We start from the raw sequence: 14,245 nt of genomic DNA, 5'->3' as shown, positions 1-14,245 counted from the left end.
CTCACGCCGGATGCAGGGGCCAGACCAGGGCGATCATGGGGAGGCCCACCGCGATCACGATGAGCGAGAGCGGAAAGCCGAGCTTGGCGTAATCGCCGAAGCGGTAGCCGCCGGGGCCCATCACCAGGGTGTTGCACTGGTGGCCGATGGGCGTGAGGAAGTCGCAGGCCGCGCCCAGCGCCACCGCCATCAGGAACGGATCGGGGTTGAGCCCGAGCTTGGTGGCGAGCTTGGCGGCGATCGGGCCCATCACCAGCACGGTGGCGGCGTTGTTGAGGAACGGCGTCACCGCCATCGCCAGGATCAGGATCGCGCCGAGCGCCGTCACGGGCGAGAAGCCCTGCACCAGCGTGGTGAGATGGCCGGCGATCAGGTCGGCGCCGCCGGTCGTACTGACCGTCTCGGAGATCGGGATCAGGGCGCCGAGCAGCACGAGCACCGGCCATTCCACGGCCTGATACGCCTCATGGGGCGTCATGCAGCGCAGGAGCAGCACCGCCACGACGGCGCCGAAGAAGGCCACCGCCACCGGCACGACGTGCAGCGCGACGAGGCCCATCGCCACGATCAGGATCGCGGCGGGCAGCCAGCTCCGGTCGTTGCGGCCCAGCGCGATCTCCCGCGCGGCGAGGGGCAGCACCTTGAGGGTGCCGAGGGCGGGGGCGATGGCGGCGGCGCGCCCGCGCACCACGATCACGTCCCCGCCCCGGAACCGCACGGAGGAGAGGCGCTGCTCGATGCGCCGGCCGCGCCGGCTGACCGCGAGGATGGCGAGGCCCGCGCTGTCGGCGAGGTCGAGCTGGGCGGCGGTGTGCCCGACGAGGCCGGATTCCGCCGTCACCACGCCCTCCATCACCACGGATTCGGCGGTGGGCGCGGCCCCGGCCAGGGTGAGCCCGGTGCGGGCCACGAAGCGCTCCAGGGCGTCGGGCTCGCCGTCGAGGAGGAGGACGTCCTCGGCCTTGAGGCGGAAATCCGGGCTCGCCGGATAGCGCCGGAAGCGCTCGCGCAGGATCGTGGCGATGCCGGCCTCGCCGTCCCCCTGCGCCTCCAGGGCGGCCACCGTGCCGCCGATGGCCGGGTGGCCGGGCGGCAGGCGCGCCTCCGTCGTGTAGCGCTCCAGGGTGAACGCGGCCTCCATGGAGCGCGAGCCCCCGTCCCGCCGGGGCAGCAGGCGCCAGCCGAGGCACAGGAAGGCGAACCCGGCCGCCGCCACGCAGAGCCCCACGGGGGCATAGTCGAACATGCCGAAGGGCTTGCCGGTCAGGTCGGCGCGGACCTTCGAGACGATCACGTTCGGCGAGGTGCCGACCAGCGTGACGATGCCGCCGATGAGCGAGGCGGAGGCCATCGGCATCAGCAGCGCGGAGGGCGGCGTGCCGCTGCGGCGGGCGAGCTGCAGGGCGATGGGCATGAAGATGGCCAGCGCCCCGACGTTCTTCGTCACCATCGACAGGAGCAGGACCCCGGCCACGAGGATCGGCACCTGCCGGCCGGGGCTCGTCAGGCGCGGCATGAGCGGGCGCATCAGGGTCTCCACCGCCCCCGAGCGGGCGATGGCGGCGGAGAGGACGAGGGCCGAGCCCACGATGACGACGATGTCGTCGGAGAAGCCCGAGAAGGCCTTGTCCGCCGGCACGAGGCCGAGCGCGATCCCGGCGGCGAGCGCGGTCAGCGCCACGACGTCGTAGGGCAGGCGGTCCCAGACGAAGGCGGCCACCGTCACGCCGATCAGGCCGAAGGCGAGCACTTGATCGACGGTCATTCGGGAGCACCTGTTCGGTGCGCCGCCGCAGCGGCGCGGGCTGGAAGGGACGGGCGTTGGAGCGAGTCGCGGGACGGCAGGACCACCGGACAACCGCAGGGGAGCGCGAGGCGATCGATCGCCGCCACCGCGACATAGCCCCCGGCCGTCGCCAGATCCTGGACGCGGTCGGCCAGAAGGTCCTTCATGGCTTCCTGCAGAACCGGCACCAGACCCTGATGCCCCTGAGCGTCAACCTCGCCGCGCTCACCGGAGAGGATCGCGCGGCCATTGCCCGCTTCGCCGCCGTGGCCGCGCTGGCGGGAGGCGCGGTGGGGGCGCCGCGCCCGGTGCGGGAGTGGCTCGCGGCCGCCGGAGCCGACGACGGGACGCTGATCGCCTTCGCGGACGCCCTGCGCGCGCCGTTGCCCCTCAGCGCGGTCCTGGCCGGGCTGACGCGGCCGGAGACGGATCTGATCGCCTTCATCCTGTGCCTGGTCGCCGCGCGGGAGGCCGGGCCGGCGGCCTCGGCCTTCGCGGATTACGTCGCGGCCGCCCGCGCCCTGCCCTCGACGCTCGTCCGCGCGGCGGAGCGCCGGTATCGGGTGTGATCAGCGCGCCGTTCCTTCGAGGCGGTCCTGCAGGGAGACCTGCAGCGCGTCGTCGTTCACGAGCAGGTGGCGCGCGACGTCGGCGAGGGTCAGCCATCCCACCACGCGCTGGTTCCCGTCGAGGACCGGGAGGCGCCGCACATAGTTCGCCCCCATGACGTCCAGGGCCGCGCGGAGCGTGTCGTCCGGGTTACAGGACAGGACGGGGCGCGAGGCCACGTCCTGCACCGACACGGACGTCGGATCGCGCCCGCGGGCGACGACGCGGTAGAGCAGGTCCCGGTCGGTGACGATGCCGACGCAGTGCTCGGCCGAGCCGACCGGCAGGGCCCCGACCTCGATCTCGCCCATCAGCACGGCCGCCGCCTGGGCGCTCGCCTGCGGCTCGATGAATTCGACGTCGCGGGCCATCACGTCGGCGACACGCAGGTGTTCGGCGGGCAGGTCGGGCATCGCGCTCTCGGCAGGGCGCGGCGGCCGGGGGCCGTCGCGCATGGCCCTCGATCTAGGGCAGCCTCGGCCGGGTTCTCCCTCCGCCCTACATCCAAGGCGAGACGCCCCCTCCCCGAGCCCGCTGACGGATGTCCATGGCTGCTCCGATCGACCGCGCGACCCTGGACCGACTGATCGCCCTCGGGCGGCAGCGCGGGGAACTCACCGCCAGCGAGCTTCAGGCGGCCCTGCCGGTCGAGGCCCTCGATGTCGATGTCCTCGTCCTCGTCATGCTCGAACTGGAGGCGGCCGGGGTGAGCGTCGAGCCGGACGCGTTCGGCCCGCGCGGCGAGACCGTCGCCGCCCCACGCTTCACCCTCGCCGCGCCGGACCCCGATCCGCCCCCCGCCCTCGCCTCCACCCGTCCCGGCGATAGGCCCGCCCCCGGGGCGCAGCCGCCCCCGGCGGCGGAGCCGGGCCGCGCGGATCCCGGGGACGAGGGCGTCGGCCGGGTCGTCCTGTTCGCCGGCCTCGCGGTGGTGCTGGTCATCGGGGCGATCCTGCTGTGGCTCTGAGGCACACGCGGGGTCGCACGGCCCTGCCGCCGGCCGTCGCGGGCGCCTAGATCAGCGAGGTCCCCCTCCCCCGGATGAGACCCGTGCTCCGTATCGCCTTCCTCGCCTTCGTGATCGTGTTCCTCGCGCCGATCGCCGTCTCGGCGGCGCGCTACTACCTCAGCAACGACATCGCCGACTGGCGCTCGGCCGACCGGTCGAGCGCGGGGCTGCTACCCCCCGCCGCGCGCAAGCCCGAGGCGGTGGTGCGCGTGTTCTCCGCGCGGACGGTGAGTTGGCGCGGCATCGTCGCCACCCATAGCTGGATCGTCGTGAAGGGGCCGGGCGAGCGCGCCTACCGGCGCTTCGACTACACCGCCTGGGGCCTGCCGATCTGGGTGGACCGCTTCGTGCCGGATGGGCGCTGGTTCGGCAGCGTGCCGGAGGTGGTCTTCGCCGCCGACGGCGCGGAGGCGGAACGGATGCTGCCGCGCATCCGCGAGACCATCGCCACCTACCGCTACGCGAAGATCGGCGATTACCGGCTCTGGCCGGGGCCGAACTCCAACACCTTCGTGGCGGCGGTGATGAGCGCCGTGCCCGAGATGCGGGCGAGCCTGCCCGCGACCGCCATCGGGAAGGACTTCCCCTATGACGGGCGCTGGGTCGGCCCCACCCCCTCCGGCACCGGCTTCCGTATCAACCTCGGCGGCTATGTCGGGCTGACGGTGGCCTGGGTGGAGGGGGTCGAGGTGAACCTCCTCGGGGCGGTGGCCGGGTTCGACCTGCGCCGACCCGGCCTGAAGCTCCCCGGCCTCGGCCGGGTCGGGATCTGAGCCGGGATCTGAGCCGGGCTCAGCCGTCTTGCTGGCCGTCGTCGCTCCGGCGGTTGCCCGCGTGGTCCTGGTACTGCTCGGTCTGGACGTTCTTGCCGTCGAGGCCGCGCTCGTCGCTGTGCTGAGCCTTGTCGCGGTTGCTCAGCACCATGTTCTCGGGGAGGACGCCGTCCGGCAATTCGGTCATCGCGCCGGAGCCGGAGCCCTTGCCCTGCGCGCCCGAGCCGACGCTGTGCTTGCTCGCCTTGGCCATGGCTCTTGTCCTTCGGGTGTCGATGGGGGTGGGTGTGGGGGGCCAACCGGGCAGGGCCGATCACGTTCCGTGCGGCCGGCCGCCCCATCCCCGCCCCATCCCCTGCCGGGCCGACCACACGGGAGCCATGTTTCTTGCCCATCGGGCACGGGCGCGCCGGCCGGGGACCGGTGCCGCCCGGGACCAGGACCATGCCGACACGCCTCAGCCGGGACGTTCCGGAGATCGCGGCCGCCGCGCCCCATTCCGCGCCCGGCGCGGTGGCGCCGGCCGAGGGCATCGCGCGGGCGGGCGGGGAACTCACCAACCTGCAGCTCCTGCGGGCGCTGGCGGCGAGCCTCGTCCTCGTCCACCACGTCGCGGTCTACGGGCAGACCCTGCGCGGGGCCGGGCGCCCCTTCGCCGCCCTCGACGGGCTAATGGGCGTCTGGGGCGTGGCGATCTTCTTCGCCCTGTCCGGGTTCCTGATGGCGCGGCTCGTCACCCGCGATCCGCCCCTCGTCTTCCTCGCCCACCGGGTGAGCCGCATCTTCCCGACCTATCTCGCGGTGGTGGCCCTGTTCGCCGCCCTGTTCGCGGCCCTGCGCCAGGAATTCGGCGGCCTCTCCGTGCTCGCCCTGTCCCTCGCGCCGGGGGGGCCGCGCTCGTCGCCCCTCAACGTGGAATGGACCCTCGTTCTGGAGGTGACGTTCTACGTCGGCCTGTTCCTCCTCGCCCTGGCCGGGCAGGCGCGGCGCCTCGTGCCGGTCGCGGCCGGCTGGCTCGTGCTGCTCGCCGTGGCCTTCCCGCTGCTGCCCCCCGACAGCCGCAACATGATGCCGCCGCCGCTCTACCTCGTGCCGGTGACGGCCGCCTGCGTGCCCTTCGCGGGCGGGCTGCTCCTGCCGCGCCTGATCGCGGCAGGCTGGGTGCGCCCGCCGGCGGCGCTCCTCATCCTGCCCTTCGCGGCGGCGTGCTTCTTCGTGGACACCGCCGCCGCGCGCTGGCTCGGCGGCATCGCGGCGGTGCTGCTGGTCGGCGCCGCCGTCACCGCGACGCCCATCCGCCGCGAGGGCCGGGCGGCGCGGGGGCTGATCGCCCTGGGGGATTGGAGCTACGTGCTCTATCTCGCCCACCCACCGGTGCTGATGCTGGCCAACTGGGCCTGCCCGCCCCACTGGAACGGGGCCGCCTACGCGGCGGTGAGCCTCGCCGGGGCGCTGGCGGTCGCGGCGCTCCTCGGGCCCCTCGACGTCGCCCTCTACCGGCGCCTGCGCGCGCGCCTCGACGGGGCGCGCCCGGAGGCGCTGACGCGGGGCGTGAGCGCCTTCCTCGTCGTGTTCACGGCCTGCGCCCTCTGGGGCAGCACCGAGACCGCCCGCAACGACTGGGCCGAGTACCGGGCCAAGGGCGCCATCGCCGCCCTGCCCCCCGACGCCTTCGCGTCCCCCGCCTCCGCCGGCACGGCCATCGCCGCGCGCGGCCTCGCCCTGCCCGACACCCTGCTGGCGCGGGTCGAGAGCCTGGAGCCCCTCGGGGCGGACGAGATCCTGGTGGGCGCCTACGCCTTCGATCCGGCGAAGCCGGGGCGGGGGATGCAGCTGGCGCTGTTCTGCGGCGGGCGGCTCGTCGCCGTGGAGCGGCCCCGCCGCCTGCGCCGGGACCTGACCGGGCAGCCGGGCTTCGCGGGCATGGGCCAGCGGCGGATCGGCTACCGGGTGCGCGTGCCGGCCGGGGCCTGCGGCGCGGGCCCGCTCGTGCCGGTGGCCATCGACGAATCGGGCCGGATGGCGGTGCTCACCCTCCCATCCGGGGGGTGAGGTCCCTACTCGTGGTGGATGTGCAGGTCGCGCTCGGTGCGGCGCGCATCCTTGGGCGACAGGCCCCGGAGATGGCCGACGAAGGCCGTGCCGACGAGACAGAGGAAGTAGCCGACCTGCATGGCGACGAAGGCGCCCGCTGGCATCCAGCCCCCCAGCGGCCCCCCGAAGAACAGGGCCAGGAGGCCGAGCACGCTCACGATCGCCACGGCGGTCACGGCGAAGCCCACCACGGAAACGTAGAAGCCGCACACGATTCCGAACAGGCCGAAGAGTCCCAGAACTCCCGTCGTCTCCATCGGTCTACTCCGACTTCCGGTTCCACGGCATCGCGAAGGCTAGGCAGCGAGATCCGGGCGTCTCATCCGTGCCTGATGCGGACACCATGCGCCGCATCCATAAAGAAACTCATATAGGTGTGCCTTGTCCGCATTCGACCCCCGAAAAGAAAGACAATTTTCCGAGATCGAAACAATTCACACCAGCACGACGCCGTGAGCGCCGCGCCCGATCCGCAGCATGACGGAAAACGGATCACAGCCACGATTACATAGATCAGTGGCACAAGATTCATTCATAATGCGATTTCCCGATCCCGGACAGCCCGGCCGCGCAACGACGAACCCCCGCGCGGGCGACCGCGCGGGGGTTCGTCGAACCGGATCCGAGGTGGGCGTGGGGCTCAGTAGGAGCCCTTGACCAGGAACACCGCCGGGACCGTGCGGAGGATGATCGCGATGTCGCCGGCGAAGCTGCGCGACTCGACGTATTGCCGGTCGAGGCGGACGCGCTCGGCATAGGTCGTGTCCGACCGGCCGCTGATCTGCCACGCGCCGGTCAGGCCCGGCCGCACGGCGAAATAGGCGGAGGCCGCGTCGCCGTACTTCTCCAACTCGGCATCGACGATCGGGCGCGGGCCGACGAGGCTCATCTCGCCGCGCAGGATGTTGATGAGCTGCGGCAGCTCGTCCAGGCTGGTCTTGCGCAGGACGTGGCCGATGATCGTGATGCGGGGGTCGTTCTTGAGCTTCCGGTTCTGCGTCCACTCCGCCATCGCGGCGGGATTCTCGGCGAGGTGGCGCCGCAGGATCTCGTCGCCGTTCATGCGCATGGAGCGGAACTTCAGGCAGCCGAAGGTCTTACCACCTCTCCCGAGGCGAAGGTGGCTGTAGAACGGCGACTTGCGATCGACGGCCCAGACCAGGAACGCCACCAGCACGAAGAGCGGCAGCAGCAGGAAGAGGCAGCTCAGGGCGACGCTGAGGTCGAACAGACGCTTGGGCGCCCGGTCCAGGATGAGGCTGCGGCCATACCCAGCCCCGGTCTGTGTGCCGGTGGCGACCTTGCGGGATCGCCACGCGACCGGAGACAGGTTGTGAAGCAGCATGCCGCATCCTTCTCGACGCACAAATGTGGTCGTCAATTTTTACGGGGTATTAAGTTTCGATTGCCAGATTGCGTTGCACAACTCAAGGCGAGACTTGGGGCATTTTGCCTAATTTTTTGAATTTGAGTGTGGAACGGTTTCGCAACTCAGAATTTTCCAGGACTATATTCTTCAAATCTCGAAGCTTGACTGAATACTGCGAGGGTTGCCGGCAAGGCCCAGGTTGCACTGCGGTATTCCGGTTTCGGGACGGCCCGGGACGGTTCGACGGGTCCCGGCGCGCGCGGCCCGGTTTGGAAAACATTCTGGCCCAAAAAATTTTCGGCGTTCGGAAACGTGGCTGTTTCTCAGCGGGCTGGGGCGCCCGGCCTGGGCCGATGCCCCTGCGGCGCCGACGCCGCGGATGTCACGGAAAAATCTTAACCAATCGCGATCATGGTCCCGATTCGTCGGCAACGGCGACGATCCGGCGTACTTGCAAGCATCCGCACAAGTAAAACGCCTGAAACGCCACTCCACGCGAGTTACGGCTGTGATGACAGGCAGTCCTCCCACGCTCGTCGCGGCGCTCGAACGCTGCCGGATGGCCTTCATCGGCGTGGCGTGCATGAGCGCGCTGGTGAACGTGCTCTATCTCACCGGCTCGTTCTTCATGCTCGAAGTCTACGACCGGGTGATCCCGAGCCGGTCGGTGCCGACCTTGATCGGCCTCTGCGTGCTCGCCCTCATCCTCTACGTGATGCAGGGCCTGCTGGAGGCGATCCGCGCGCGGGTGCTGGTCCGCATCGGAATGGCGCTGGACGAATCCCTGAGCGGGCGGGTCTTCGACGTCACCGTGCGCGCGCCCCTGCGGGGCGGCCTCGGCCTCGACGGGACGATGGCCCTGCGGGACCTCGACCAGTTGCGCGCCTTCCTGTCCAGCGGCGGGCCGTCCGCCCTGTTCGACCTGCCGTGGATGCCGGTCTACCTCGCCATCTGCTTCCTGTTCCACCCGCTCATCGGCGTGGCGGCGGTCGTCGGCATGCTGGTCCTGGTGGCGGTGACGCTGCTCAACGACCGGGCGACCCGCAAGCCCACCGTGCAATCGGCCGTCCACGCCCAGCAGCGCAGCGTCCTCGCAGAGGTCTCCCGGCGCAACGCCGAATCCCTGGCGGCGCTGGGCATGCAGGGCCGGCTCGGCCGGCGCTGGGGCCTCGTGAGCCGCGATTACGCCCTCACCCAGCAGCGCGCCTCGGACGCGGTGGGCGGCTACGGCGCCCTGTCGAAGGTGTTCCGCACCGCCCTGCAATCGGGCGTGCTGGCGCTGGGCGCGTGGCTGGTGATCCACAACGAGGCCACGGGCGGCATCATCATCGCCTCCTCGATCCTCGTCTCCCGCGCCCTCGCCCCGGCCGAGCTCGCCATCGCGCACTGGAAGGGCTTCGCCGCCGCGCGGCAGAGCTGGCGCCGCCTGTCGGACCTGTTCACCCGCCTGCCGGAGGCGCCCCGGCCCCACGCCCTGCCCGCCCCCATGCGCTCGCTGGCGGTCGAGGGGATCGCCGTCTCGCCCCCCAATTCCCGGCGGCTGGCGGTGCAGGAGGCGACCTTCGCCCTCGCCGCCGGCCAGGGGCTCGGGATGATCGGCCCGAGCGCCTCGGGCAAGTCCTCCCTCGCCCGCGCCCTGGTGGGCATCTGGGCGCCGGTGCGCGGCCAGGTCCGCCTCGACGGCGCGGCCCTCGACCAATGGTCGAGCGAGACCCTCGGCCCGCATCTCGGCTTCCTGCCGCAAGAGGTGGAGCTGTTCCCCGGCACGGTGGCCGAGAACATCGCCCGGTTCGAGGACGGGGCGGACCCGGCCAAGGTGCTCGCGGCGGCGCGAGCGGCCTGCGTCCACGACATGGTCCTGCGCCTGCCGGAGGGCTACGACACCCGCATCGGCGAGAACGGCGCGGGCCTCTCGGCGGGCCAGCGCCAGCGCATCGGCCTCGCCCGCGCCCTCTACGGCGACCCGTTCCTCGTGGTCCTCGACGAGCCCAACTCGAACCTCGACGCGGAGGGCGAGGCCGCCCTCACCGAGGCCATCGTCGGCGTGCGCCGCCGGGGCGGCATCTGCGTGGTGATCGCCCACCGGCCGAGCGCGCTCGCCGCCCTCGACATGGTCCTCGTCCTGTCGGACGGACGGGTCCAGGCCTTCGGGCCCAAGGAGGAGGTGCTGAAGCACGTCCTGCGTCCGGCGACCCCGGTTCCTGCCCCCTCCCCGGCCCAGGCCGTCGCGACCCTGCGTGAGAGCGCGTGATGAGCACGACCACCGTCCCCGCCATCGGCTCCCTCGGGGCGCCCCTCGCGCCGCCCCCGGCGCTGGCCCTGCCCTCGATCCGCCGCCACCTCATCGCGGCGCTGGGCCTCGGCCTCGTGCTGGTGCCGGGCATCGGCGGCTGGGCGGCCCTGACCCATTTCTCGGCGGCGGTGATCGCCCCCGGCCTGCTCGTGGTCGAGTCGGACGTGAAGAAGGTCCAGCACCCGACCGGGGGCGTGATCGGCGAGATCCTGGTGCGCGAGGGCAGCCGGGTCCAGGCAGGCGACGTCCTCGTGCGCCTCGACGGGACGCAGATCCGCACCAACCTCGACATCGTCCTGAACGCCCTGGACGAGCTCGCCGCCCGCCGCGCGCGGGACGAGGCCGAGCGCGACGGGGCGACGGCGGTCGCCTTCCCCGACGACCTCGTCTCCCGCGCCCGCGGCACCCCCACCATCGCCCACCTGATCGAGAGCGAGGCGCGGCTGTTCCAGTCGCGGGTCGCCGCCCGCGAGGGCCAGAAGGCGCAGTTGACCGAGCGCATCGCGCAGCTGGGCCAGGAGATCCGGGGCCTCGGCGAGCAGGCCGGCGCCAAGAACCGCGAGATCGCCCTGATCCAGCAGGAACTCACGGGCGTGCGCGACCTCTTCGCCAAGAACCTCGTGCCGATCTCGCGGGTGACGGGGCTGGAGCGCGACGCGGCGCGGCTGGAGGGCGAGCGCGGGCAGCTCGTCGCCGCCACGGCCTCCTCGCGCGGCAAGATCGCCGAGACCGAGTTGCAGATCTACCAGATCGACCGGGAGATGCGCACCGAGGTGGGCAAGGACCTCGCCGAGATCCGGGGCAAGTGGTCGGAGCTCATCGAGAAGCGGGTGGCGGCGCAGGACCAGTTGATGCGCATCGACATGCGCGCCCCGCAGGACGGCGTCGTCCACCAGTTGACGGTCCACACGGTGGGGGGCCTCGTCACCCCGAACGAGCCCGCCATGCTGATCGTGCCCCAGGCCGACCAGCTCCTCGTGGAGGTGCGGGTCCAGCCCCAGGACATCGACAACGTCCGCATCGGGCAGAGCGCGATGCTGCGCTTCTCGGCCTTCAACCTGCGCACCACGCCGGAGGTGGCGGGCGAGGTCGTACGGGTCTCGGCCGACGTGACCCAGGACCCGAAGACCGGGCAATCCTACTACACCGCCCGCGTCCGCCTGGAGCCGAGCGCCAAGGAGGCCCTCGGCGCCCTGCGCCTCGTGCCGGGCATGCCGGTGGAGGCCTACATGCAGATCGGCGAGCGCTCGGTGCTCTCCTATCTGACGAAGCCCCTCACCGACCAGATCGCCAAGGCCTGGAAGGAACGGTGAGGGCCCCCGCCGGGGCCTATTGCGTCGCGGAGGTCACCGCCACCGCGCCGAAGGTCTGGTTGGCGCTGCCCTGGCAGGTCCAGGCGATCGTCCCCGCGCCGCTCGTGACCGCCGCGCCGTTCACGTCGAGGCAGAGGCCGGCATTGTAGGACGAGGCGAGCGACGCGCCGCTGCCCTGCGCCCGGCCAAGCCACGCTTGGTTCGTGCCGCCGTGGCAGCCCCACTGGTAGACCTGGGAGGCCGGGCCCGGCGTCCCCGCCAGGGTCAGGTCCAGGCACTTGCCGTTGGCGGCGTTGACGAAGGTTTGGCCGCCGCCGGTGAGCTTCACCTGCCACGCCTGCTCGGCCGCGCCGGTGCAGGGCTGCTGCGTCACCGGGGCGCCGTCGTTGCCGTTGTTCGCCGGGACCGCGAGGCACTGGCCGGAATGGGCGGCCTTCAGGGCGATCCGCGCCGGGCCGGGGGTGAAGGTCTGGTTGGCGCCGCCATGGCAGTACCAGACGATGGCCCCCGCCCCCGCCGCCGTGGAGGCGCCGTTCACGTCGAGGCAGAGGTTGGCGTTGTAGGCCGAGACGAGGGCGTTACCCGCACCCTGGCCGCGGGGAGTCCAACCCTGGTTCGTGCCGCCGTTGCAGGTCCATTGGTAGACCTGCGAGGCCGGCCCCGGCGTCCCCGCCAGGGTCATGTCCAGGCACTTGCCGGTCGCCGCGTTGACGAGGGTCCGCCCGCCATTGCCGGCCGCGACCTGCCAGGTTTGCTCGGCCGCCCCCGTGCAGGGCTGCTGCGTGACCGGGGCACCGTCGGCGGTGTTGCCCGCCGGGACGGCGAGGCACTGGCCGGACTGCGCCGCCCTGAGGGCGAGGCCGACCGGGCCGATCGTGGCGCCGAGGCTCCCCGTGCCGCCGTTGCCCCCGGTGCCGGTGCCCGTGCCGCCGGTCCCGCCGCCGCCGGTCCCACCCGTGCCGGTGCCGCCGGTCCCGGTGCCGCCGCCGTTGGAGGCCACGGCCGAGGGGGCGACGGGGGTCATCACCTGGACCGGCGCCGTGACGCCGCCGAGGCCGACGATCACGCCCGGCGAGGGCACGCCCTTCGTGTCGATGGCGATGAGCTGGTAATAGCCGGGGGGCGCGACGGCGCCGGAGGCCGGCATCCTGGCGGTGACGCCCTGGCCGGAGACGCTGAAGCTCGCCACGTAGCGCCGCTGCGTGGCGTTGAAGCTGTGGGTGACGGCGCTGAGCCCGACCAGCACCACCTGAGACAGGCCGTTCGGCGAGTTCAGCTCGAATGACAGGGATTGGCCGTAGCCCGGCGTGATCGAAGCGAGGCTGACGATCCGGGGCCGCGTCGCCAGGGCGGCGGTGCCGTTGGCGGCGGTGAACAGGTAGGGCGGGTAGTAGATCTCGGCGTTCTGGTTGTTCACCGGGCCGGGCGCGCCGCCCCCGGCGATCAGCAGGGCGCCGTTCTGCATCAGGATCGCCGTCGAGTGGTAGCCGCGATAGACCGCCCCCGAGGCGCCGACCGACCATTTGCCGGTGCGGGGGTCCCAGATCTCCGATTGCAGGACCGCGTTGTCCCCCGCCTGATCATTGTACTTGCTGCCGCCGGTGACGGCGACCTGCCCCGTGGGCAGGACGGTCGCCTGCGCCCAGGCCCGGCCCACGCTCATCGGCGCCGTGTCCGCGACGACGGGGGTGGCGCCGTTCACGTCGATCGTGGTGGCGAGGCTCGACGACAGGAACCCGTCGCCGTTGGTGTAGCTGTTGCCGCCGACCTGGAGGATCTTGCCGGTGTCGTACATCACCGCCGTCGAGACCGGCCCGACATTCGGCGCGTCGGTGGCGCTGGCGGCGTTGCGCTGCGGCTGCTTGAAGGCCCACGTCGTCACCGAGCCGGTGCCGGAGGAGTTCAGGACCCACATCTTGTCGGCGGAGATGCCGAAGACCTGCCCGTTCGGCGCGACCCATGCGCGGGGATACCACCAGCGGCTGTTGTCCGGCCCGAACGCGTCGCGGCTCTTGGCGCCGAACAGGCTGCTCCACTGGCCTCCGGCCAGGATTTCCGGCGTCATGCCGGTCATGTAGCCCTTGTCGATGCTGCCCTGGGGGTCGTTGAACCCGCCGAGATAGGGATAGGACCCGCCCATGATGAGCTGGCGCCCGTCGGGCAGGGTGATCATCGTGGAATAGTAGCGGTCGTTGGCGAGCTTGGCCTGCAGGGCGCCGAGGCCCGAAGCCTGGTTGTTCAGGACGACGCTGCCCTTGTCGTTGCCGTTGTCGAAGATGCCGCCGGCCACGAGCAGCGACCCGTCCCCGAGGAAGGCCTGCGCGCCGCAGAAGCTGTTCACGCCGGTGATGCCCGGCAGGGTTTTGTGGCTGCCCCCGGTGAAGCCCAGGGTCGGATCCCAGATGTCGAAGGTCCGGCCGTCCTGCACGCCGGGATTCCCGCCGGGCGTGCCGAAGGACACGACCTTGCCGCTCGGCAGCAGGCCGAGGGTGACGGCGTTCATCGGCCAGTCGCGCACCGGCGAGAACAGGCCCGCGCTCGGGGCCGAGGCCGGGATCGACAGGCCCGCGAGCAGCGGGTCGGCGACCGGATTGACGACGATGCCGTACAGGGCGGCCTGGGCGGGGCCACTGGCGAGCACGGTCGCGCAGAGCAGGGCGCTGCGGAGCCGGAGGGGCCGGGGAGCGGCACGGGACATGATGTTCCTCGGGGTAATGAACGGAGCGGCGCGCTACTCTCAGGATCTCCGCCCGGCGCCTCGAGCGGAATGAACTGCTTTCACGGCAAATGGATTGTGCGATAGACAATCCAATCGCGATGAACAGTCCTGTTTTAAGCGACGGACAGCGCCGAAAACTATCCCTTCCAGCCGATTCCCGGCGCCAGGGTAAATCGATTCGGCGGGTCCTGCGGCCCCCGCGCGCGGCCCGTGCGGCAAGTAAGTCGGGGATGCGCCCACCGATCCCGCCCGCTCCGAACCGCGTCAAGGGTGGGTCGCG

Annotated in this window: 12 protein-coding genes; 6 read left to right on the top strand and 6 right to left on the bottom strand. The window is 72.0% G+C overall.

The features are described from left to right. Nucleotide 1: 1 nt before the first annotated feature. Nucleotides 2-1,765: an SLC13 family permease gene (locus tag ACXJ1Y_RS05740; RefSeq protein ID WP_463849158.1), complete on the bottom strand. Its 1,764-nt coding sequence runs from the start codon at nucleotides 1,763-1,765 to the stop codon at nucleotides 2-4. Between the two features lie 17 nt (nucleotides 1,766-1,782). On the opposite strand from ACXJ1Y_RS05740, the gene ACXJ1Y_RS05735 reads away from it, so the two are divergent. Next, nucleotides 1,783-2,355 carry a hypothetical protein gene (locus tag ACXJ1Y_RS05735; protein ID WP_463849157.1) on the top strand — a complete coding sequence of 191 codons (573 nt, stop codon included), beginning with the start codon at nucleotides 1,783-1,785 and terminating at the stop codon, nucleotides 2,353-2,355. Here the strand turns inward: ACXJ1Y_RS05735 and ACXJ1Y_RS05730 are convergent, their stop codons facing one another. Next, nucleotides 2,356-2,808 (bottom strand): CBS domain-containing protein, encoded by a 453-nt coding sequence (locus tag ACXJ1Y_RS05730; RefSeq protein WP_463849156.1) that lies wholly within the window; start codon nucleotides 2,806-2,808, stop codon nucleotides 2,356-2,358. 134 nt (nucleotides 2,809-2,942) lie between these two features. Here ACXJ1Y_RS05730 and ACXJ1Y_RS05725 point away from each other — a divergent pair, with 134 nt between their 5' ends. Next, on the top strand, nucleotides 2,943-3,362 hold the full coding sequence (locus ACXJ1Y_RS05725; RefSeq protein ID WP_463849155.1) for an RNA polymerase sigma factor region1.1 domain-containing protein: 420 nt from the start codon (nucleotides 2,943-2,945) through the stop codon (nucleotides 3,360-3,362). A gap of 74 nt (nucleotides 3,363-3,436) precedes the next feature. Next, nucleotides 3,437-4,177 carry a DUF3750 domain-containing protein gene (locus ACXJ1Y_RS05720; protein WP_463849154.1) on the top strand — a complete coding sequence of 247 codons (741 nt, stop codon included), beginning with the start codon at nucleotides 3,437-3,439 and terminating at the stop codon, nucleotides 4,175-4,177. Nucleotides 4,178-4,196: 19 nt separating this feature from the next. Here ACXJ1Y_RS05720 and ACXJ1Y_RS05715 read toward each other — a convergent pair whose 3' ends face one another. After that, nucleotides 4,197-4,430: a hypothetical protein gene (locus ACXJ1Y_RS05715; protein ID WP_463849153.1), complete on the bottom strand. Its 234-nt coding sequence runs from the start codon at nucleotides 4,428-4,430 to the stop codon at nucleotides 4,197-4,199. Nucleotides 4,431-4,621: 191 nt separating this feature from the next. On the opposite strand from ACXJ1Y_RS05715, the gene ACXJ1Y_RS05710 reads away from it, so the two are divergent. Further along, nucleotides 4,622-6,229 (top strand): acyltransferase family protein, encoded by a 1,608-nt coding sequence (locus ACXJ1Y_RS05710; protein ID WP_463849152.1) that lies wholly within the window; start codon nucleotides 4,622-4,624, stop codon nucleotides 6,227-6,229. A 5-nt stretch (nucleotides 6,230-6,234) separates the two neighbouring features. Here the strand turns inward: ACXJ1Y_RS05710 and ACXJ1Y_RS05705 are convergent, their stop codons facing one another. Further along, nucleotides 6,235-6,528, bottom strand: coding sequence for a hypothetical protein (locus ACXJ1Y_RS05705; protein WP_463849151.1), 294 nt, complete (start codon nucleotides 6,526-6,528; stop codon nucleotides 6,235-6,237). A 383-nt stretch (nucleotides 6,529-6,911) separates the two neighbouring features. After that, nucleotides 6,912-7,616 (bottom strand): sugar transferase, encoded by a 705-nt coding sequence (locus tag ACXJ1Y_RS05700; protein WP_463849150.1) that lies wholly within the window; start codon nucleotides 7,614-7,616, stop codon nucleotides 6,912-6,914. 535 nt (nucleotides 7,617-8,151) lie between these two features. Here ACXJ1Y_RS05700 and ACXJ1Y_RS05695 point away from each other — a divergent pair. Together ACXJ1Y_RS05695 and ACXJ1Y_RS05690 are read left to right on the top strand one after the other, a co-directional pair. Next, on the top strand, nucleotides 8,152-9,891 hold the full coding sequence (locus ACXJ1Y_RS05695) for a type I secretion system permease/ATPase (protein WP_463849149.1): 1,740 nt from the start codon (nucleotides 8,152-8,154) through the stop codon (nucleotides 9,889-9,891). Then, on the top strand, nucleotides 9,891-11,246 hold the full coding sequence (locus ACXJ1Y_RS05690; protein ID WP_463849148.1) for an HlyD family type I secretion periplasmic adaptor subunit: 1,356 nt from the start codon (nucleotides 9,891-9,893) through the stop codon (nucleotides 11,244-11,246). The genes ACXJ1Y_RS05695 and ACXJ1Y_RS05690 overlap by 1 nt, the downstream gene beginning before the upstream one ends. Before the next feature lie 16 nt (nucleotides 11,247-11,262). On the opposite strand, the gene ACXJ1Y_RS05685 is transcribed toward ACXJ1Y_RS05690, so the two are convergent. Continuing rightward, complete coding sequence (locus ACXJ1Y_RS05685; RefSeq protein WP_463849147.1) at nucleotides 11,263-13,944, bottom strand: RICIN domain-containing protein; 2,682 nt, start codon at nucleotides 13,942-13,944, stop codon at nucleotides 11,263-11,265. Between the last annotated feature and the right edge of the window lie 301 nt (nucleotides 13,945-14,245).

The organism is Methylobacterium sp. TK26, assembly GCF_055361565.1.
Note: the sequence above shows the minus strand (reverse complement) of the source record. Positions and strands in the feature narration are given on the sequence as shown.